The organism is Bacillus sp. JJ1773, assembly GCF_036962035.1.
In the GTDB taxonomy this organism is placed as follows: domain Bacteria; phylum Bacillota; class Bacilli; order Bacillales; family Cytobacillaceae; genus Cytobacillus.
In genome coordinates this window covers 1-5,418 of record NZ_JBALNX010000057.1, presented here as the reverse complement: position 1 = coordinate 5,418, position 5,418 = coordinate 1, and the positions used below count along the sequence as shown (strand labels likewise).

The window sequence follows — 5,418 nt, the reverse complement described above, 5'->3', positions numbered from 1 at the left end:
ACGATCTACAGGAATGCTAACCTACTTCGTTAGTAAAAAGCTACTGCCCTTTATTTCGCAATCGCGCCCGATTATGGAATAGCGAATTGGGTATTATTAAATAACTTTAGGTGGTTTCCTTTTGTATTTGTTTATATATGATTCTTCTTCTTATTTCCCTGTTTCACCAAATTGCTTAATTCGTTCACCAATTTCGTCACGAACACGCTGAAATTCGAACCACTCTTTTCCGGCTGGATCATCAAATCCCCAGTGTTCACGCTTCACATGTGGCGGTGTAATTGGACATTTATCAGCAGCATCTCCACATAATGTAACCACCAAATCAGCATTATTTAAGATTTCAGGATCAATAATATCTGATGTTTGACTGGAAATATCAACACCAGCTTCCTGCATGGCCTTTACAGCATTCGGGTTTAACCCATGTGCTTCTATTCCAGCACTGTATACGCTCCACTCATCACCTAAATATTTCTTTGCCCAGCCTTCTGCCATTTGGCTTCTGCAAGAATTTCCTGTACATAAAAAGTAAATTGTTTTTTTAGACATATTGTATTGGTTCCTTTTTAATTAGTGAATGAACAACAACCATATATATAAGCCAACTAATGTAATAAACAGTGTTGGGACGGTTAAAACAATACCTGTTTTAAAGTAGGTTCCCCATGATATCTTAACCCCTTTTTGGGATAAGACATGCAGCCATAATAAAGTAGCGAGAGAACCGATTGGCGTGATCTTAGGGCCTAAATCAGACCCAATCACATTCGCATAGATAAGAGCTTCTCGTATGACACCACTTGTATTGGTGTCTGCAATAGCTAATGCATCAATCATGACGGTAGGCACCTTGATCGGCAGTCATTTGAATTAGATCAGCTAATATATTTGTTAACCCTTCATTTCGTAATCCATATACCACAACATACATTCCTATTGAGAAAAAGACGATTGCCCATGGTGCACCCTTAATAACTGTGCGAGTGTTAACTGCATGACTTCTTCTAGCCATGAAAAGGAAAAAGATAGCCGCAACACTAGCGATAATCGAGACAGGAATGCCTGTAAATTCACTAGCAAAATATCCAACCAGTAGTATCCCTAAAACACCCCAAGATAGCCGAAACATTTTCATGTCACGAATGGCTTCTACTGGCTTCTTTAATTGTGCCATATCATAATTTTTCGGTATGCTTTTACGGAATGATCGACTGAACATTCAAAAGCACTTATTATAAGTTTCATATACGCTATAAAATACTCTCTTCCCAGTACCCCCGCATGGTTAATAACCATAATTTTATCTCCTTTTACACTCCAATAGGCATTCTCTAAAGTAATAAGGGAAGCACTTAGCCCCCTTAATAATTTAATTTCATGAAGTTGAATCAACAACAAGACGTTTTTGTATTTAAATTTACACTACACACACCCGTTTCTGGTAAGTATAGTTCCACTTTTTCTGCAGATTCAATATCTCCACTTAAATAGGCCACTACTGTTCTAACTTGTTCGTAACCTGTCGCCATTAAGAATGTTGGAGCACGGCCATAGCTTTTTGCACCAACAATATAAAAACCTTTATCTGGTTGGCGTAATTCTTTTTCTCCATGTGGGCGGACGGTGCCACAACTATGAATATTTGGATCAATAAGTGGTGCTAATGCATTAACACTTTCTGTTGAAGAATCGATAGATAATCTAATTTCATTTATAATTGTTAAATCTGGACGACTTCCTGTGTTTACTATCATCTCATTAATTCCAACTAGGCTTCTTTCCTCACAGTTCTGAATGCCTGTAATCTTAATTCCTTCTTGAGTTCTTTTTACCACTTGAATTAGGAATGGAGTCATTACTTTTATTTTCTGATTATCAACAAGGTTGTGGATGCGGCTTCCTAACTCACCACGAGCTGCCAAAGCATCCTTTTCTTCTCCACCATATGCATCTTCAACATGTCGTCTTCTCATTATCCATATAATTTCCGTTTTAGGAAAGGACTCTTTAAGTTTTGCTAAATCTAATAAAGTATTAATAGCTGAATGCCCACCACCTATAACTGCTATTCGCTTATTGGCATACCGTTCCTTTTCTTTCCCTAAAACATTAGGGATTCCGTAAAATATTTGGTCATGAAGCGATTTCTCTTCCTTTAGCCATATTCCACTTGATACGGCAGGATTCGGATTTCCCCAGGTTCCAGTTGCATCAATTACTGCTCTAGCTTCATAAGTTTTATAGGTTTCATTTGATTTTGTATGAATAATATAAGGGGAATTTTCTCGATTCAGTGTTTTCATTTTATCAATATCTTTTTTACCAATTGAGAGTACCTTGGTATTCAAGTGAATAAAGGGTTTAATTTCTGAAAGGTGTGAAAGTGGTTCTAAATACTGCTCTACAAGTTCTTTACCTGTTGGCAATTCCTCTAAATCAGGATGTATCCAATTATCCTTTTCCATTAAGCGCTTAGCAGCTTTATCAATGTTATAACGCCATGGTGAAAATAAACGTATATGTCCCCAAGTTAATATGTTGGCACCAACATGGTTACCACCTTCTAATAGAAAAAAAGATTCTCCTCTACTAACTAAATGAGCTGCAGCTGATAATCCAACTGGACCAGCACCAATAATCGCGATCGGTAATTTATCTGTGTTATTGCTTGAAGTTTCAGCTTTTAAAGATGTTGTTTGTTGTGCACAGCAACCTTGTACATTAATTAATATATTGTTTGAATCCGTCATATTTATCTCTCCATTCATTTATAATTTTTTTAAAAATTAGTTTTTCAAGTGCTCTAGAAGCATTCGAACAACAAAGCGTGCATCAGAACCGACTCCTCTTAATGTTGCTGATGCAAAGGATCGCTGACCTTCTAGACCAACATAATAAAGTCCAGGCACTGATTTACTTACGCCAGCAACGTGTAATGGCAGCCCATCAGAATCAAGGGCCCCTATTTCTCTTAAGTATGGGAAACTATACTGATACCCTGTGGCAAATATAACCGTATCCACCGGCTCTTTCGTTCCATCTGGCCAAATTACTCCTTCTGAATAAAAAGCAATAAACATTTGCTGTTGATCCGGTTTCCCTTCTTCTAGTGGTTCTTTATAATTACCTGAGTCTATTACCGCATCTGAAGCAGGTACCTTTCGCCCAAATTTCCAAAAAGGAAATGTATCAAAGCCAAAAATCTTAAACCATAAATGCAAGTCTTTACCCAGTATTTTTTGATTTATTAATCTCACAGGGTGGCGCACAGCTAAAGTTGTTTTACTAAATTTGGCCAGTTCGATAGCAATTTGGACTGCGGAATTTCTGCTCCCTACAACTATAACTCTTTGATTTGTTAGGGGTTCTGGTCTTCGATAATCAGCAGAATGAATAATCTGCCCATTAAATAGATCCTGTCCTTTTATTGAAGGAATATATGGATTATGAAAAGACCCTGTCGCATTAATAATCGTTTTTGCTCTATACGTTTCTCCGGATATTGTTTGAATCATGAACATTTTATCTTCATTTACCACAGATACAACTTTCGACTTAGTCACTACTGGTAATTTAAAATGTTTTTGATACTGTTCTAAATATCTAATTACTTCTTCCTTTGATGGATAATTGTCAGGATCCCCCAGGAAATTCATACCAGGTAAAGATGAATAACGAGCAGGAGAAAACAATTTGAGACTACCATAATACTGTGACCATGAACCTGTTGCCATGTCATTTGATTCTAAAATCAAAAAATCCAGTCCCTTTTTCTGCAAATGATAACCTGTGGCTAGGCCAGCCTGCCCTCCACCAATTACAATAACATCCCATATTTTATTCATTAAAACCTCCACTTAATTTATTTGCATTTTGCAAGTATTACTTTTGAGGATTTCACCTCAAAGGAATTGTGCAACAATGGCTTGTTTTTGCCATTGCCTCATTTAATAACTTAATGGATCTAATAACCGTTTCTTTCTCAAATTCATTCATATTAGAAAAAACATCGTTCAAGTATTCATTCATTTGCTGATCAATTGTTGTCGCTACATATTTCCCTTCAACTGTAAGAGATAATATATAGACTCTTTTATCATCACTGTGTGGGGTTTTTTTTACCAAATTCAGTTTAACTAATGATTGCACCTGACGACTAAAAGTTGTGATGTCTGTACCCAATGTATCTGCTATTTGTTGCATCGATGGTTCGTGTTGATTGTCAATCTCATAAAGAATATGACTTTGAATGAGGGAAATATCACAGCCTCCAACACTACAGCAATTTTTATTTAAAAGACCAAAGCGTCGTGTCATGACTTGAAATAACTCACGTGGATTTTCCATTTTTTTCACCCCTTACACTTATTATATAAAACAATTTGCAAAATGCAACTATTTAATTTAATTATTCCTCTTCTTAATCTTGTATATGCTGAGATAAGAATTTAATACGTTTCCTGACCGTAAAGCAAAAAATCCCTTTAAAAATTCAAACTATAATTGCCTGCCACAAGTACAAGCTACCTTTACTTAGCTTGTACAAGTAGCTTCTCCATTGCCATAACGTCAACATATTTTCCGTCCAGAATACCCTGATTCTTAAAAGTACCAACCTCACGATATCCTTTCTTTCGATATAAACCCTGACCAAGCTGATTGAATGGAAATGTAAAGAGAACTATTTTATGGAAATCATTTTCTATGGCTAGATTTTCAATAGCTACTAGTAACAAACTTCCTATGCCCATCCCTCTGTAATCCCTAGCAATATATACAGATAAATCTGCTACTCCAGCATAAGTACAACGGTTATTATATTTATTTAAAGAAGACCATCCTAATATTTGCCCATCTTGTTCAGCAACTATAACTTTGTACCGCCCTCTATGCTGTTCAAACCATTCTTTCATGTATTGTAAATCTTTTGTTTGAGTTTCTAAAGTTGCTATTCTGTCTTCAATACCTTCGTTATAAATATTAAGTATAGAAGCTGTATCCTTTGCGTGTGCCTCCCTGATTACAGTCATCAAATCCCCCCCAACTAAAACCATATTTCTATTGCTTGTAAATAAATATAAATATATAATTTGCAAATCGCAAGTATCTATTTTAGATTATTCAATAAAAATAAATAAGTGTAACTTGGACGGTGTTATCAGTGTTAGTAATAGTAAAAATAAACTACTTTATTGTGACTCATCAAAATATATTAATATTAACATGTTGGTAGGTACTTTTACGTCATTTTACATAAGAGTAGTTACTTTTATGTCATTCGTCATCTAACGACAACTCAGTCGTGACTAAACAACTCAATCGACGGAAATTATACACAAATGTTTTTACTTCCATTATATATCCGATTCCTTTTAAAAGGGTTACTCCACAAACTGGCCCTTTCGTATTATAAGG

At 35.7% G+C, this 5,418-nt stretch carries 5 protein-coding genes and 1 pseudogene; all 6 read right to left on the bottom strand.

Annotated elements, in window-relative coordinates:
* Positions 1–150: 150 nt before the first annotated feature.
* The 6 genes and pseudogenes from arsC to V7127_RS17785 all read right to left on the bottom strand — a co-directional run bounded on the left by arsC (position 151) and on the right by V7127_RS17785 (position 5,033).
* Positions 151–552, bottom strand: a complete 402-nt coding sequence (gene arsC / locus V7127_RS17810; RefSeq protein ID WP_335488348.1) for an arsenate reductase (thioredoxin) — start codon at positions 550–552, stop codon at positions 151–153.
* A gap of 21 nt (positions 553–573) precedes the next feature.
* Positions 574–1,207, bottom strand: a pseudogene (locus V7127_RS17805) (ArsB/NhaD family transporter); the annotation flags it as partial.
* 184 nt (positions 1,208–1,391) lie between these two features.
* On the bottom strand, positions 1,392–2,753 hold the full coding sequence (locus V7127_RS17800; RefSeq protein WP_335488345.1) for an NAD(P)-binding domain-containing protein: 1,362 nt from the start codon (positions 2,751–2,753) through the stop codon (positions 1,392–1,394).
* 36 nt (positions 2,754–2,789) lie between these two features.
* Positions 2,790–3,848 (bottom strand): flavin-containing monooxygenase, encoded by a 1,059-nt coding sequence (locus tag V7127_RS17795; RefSeq protein WP_335488342.1) that lies wholly within the window; start codon positions 3,846–3,848, stop codon positions 2,790–2,792.
* Positions 3,849–3,900: 52 nt separating this feature from the next.
* Entirely contained in the window at positions 3,901–4,350 is a 450-nt protein-coding gene (locus V7127_RS17790) for a MarR family winged helix-turn-helix transcriptional regulator (protein WP_335488339.1), read from the bottom strand.
* A 182-nt stretch (positions 4,351–4,532) separates the two neighbouring features.
* Positions 4,533–5,033, bottom strand: a complete 501-nt coding sequence (locus tag V7127_RS17785) for an arsinothricin resistance N-acetyltransferase ArsN1 family A (RefSeq protein ID WP_335488336.1) — start codon at positions 5,031–5,033, stop codon at positions 4,533–4,535.
* Positions 5,034–5,418 lie beyond the last annotated feature (385 nt).

Coding starts and splice junctions, on each gene's coding strand:
- arsC (WP_335488348.1), bottom strand. CDS start 552: ATGTCTAAAAAAACAATTTACTTTTTATGTACAGGAAATTCTTGCAGA.
- V7127_RS17800 (WP_335488345.1), bottom strand. CDS start 2,753: ATGACGGATTCAAACAATATATTAATTAATGTACAAGGTTGCTGTGCA.
- V7127_RS17795 (WP_335488342.1), bottom strand. CDS start 3,848: ATGAATAAAATATGGGATGTTATTGTAATTGGTGGAGGGCAGGCTGGC.
- V7127_RS17790 (WP_335488339.1), bottom strand. CDS start 4,350: ATGGAAAATCCACGTGAGTTATTTCAAGTCATGACACGACGCTTTGGT.
- V7127_RS17785 (WP_335488336.1), bottom strand. CDS start 5,033: ATGACTGTAATCAGGGAGGCACACGCAAAGGATACAGCTTCTATACTT.